1 pseudogene is annotated in these 854 nt (G+C 74.6%); it reads right to left on the bottom strand.

The features are described from left to right. Positions 1-854: pseudogene (locus x551_RS26110) on the bottom strand (PD-(D/E)XK nuclease family protein); the annotation flags it as partial.

Here is an 854-nt window from a genome sequence, read left to right as displayed (position 1 = left end):
CGCTGCCTGCCGGCGGCTCGGCGCGGCACCGCAGCGCATCGATGACTTGCCGACCGGCCGCGTCGCCCAGCAGCGCCTCCCACAGCCCGGCGCGCAGCAGCGCCTCGCGCAGGCGGGACAGCCATTCGCCCAGCGCCAGGCGGCGGGTTGCGCTCAAGGGTTCGCCGATCGCGAGCCACTGCTGCCAAAGGGCGAGCGCAGCAGGCTCGAGGCGGGCCTCGTCGACCTGCCGCAACGCGGTGATGCCGTCGCGTCGCCACGCGGCATCGAGCGCCGCACGGCCATCCACCGGGGCTGGCGCCGAGGCCAGCCAGTCGAGCAGGTCGTCGGTCGCTGCGCGGGGATGCACCGCGCGCAGCAGGCCCATCACCGTGGCGCCTGCACGGGTGGTCGACAGCTTCCAGCCCGTCTCATCGCTCACCGGAACCTGCTGCCGCTCGAGCAGCGCTCGCACGCGACGCACCAGCACGCGGTCAAGGGCCACCAGGGCCACCGGCTGCTCGCCCTGCGCCAGATGAGCCAGCACCTGCGCCGCCGCCCGCTGCGCCTCGTCCTCGAAATCGTCGCACTCGCTCACCTGCACTGCACCGGGAACACTGCGAAGGCCGGGGGCCCGCAGATCGGCATCGAGCCACAGCACCGGGACCGACGACGCGGCCAACAAGGACTCGACCAGCGGATCGGAGGCGCCGACCCGCAACGCGACCCAGGCCGCCGGCCTCAGGGCGTGGAGCGCATCGGCGCCCATCGTGGCCGCCGTGTTCGACCACTCGAGCGCGAGCCGCGCCAGCGCGCGCTCCTGCTGGCCCGGCCCGGTGGGGCCGGACAGGAGCGAACGGGCCTTCTCGAGCCAG

This window comes from Methylibium sp. T29 (assembly GCF_000576205.1).
Classification (GTDB): domain Bacteria; phylum Pseudomonadota; class Gammaproteobacteria; order Burkholderiales; family Burkholderiaceae_C; genus Methylibium; species Methylibium petroleiphilum.
The sequence above is the reverse complement of the archived record's forward strand: the minus strand, read 5'-3'. Positions and strand labels throughout refer to the sequence as shown.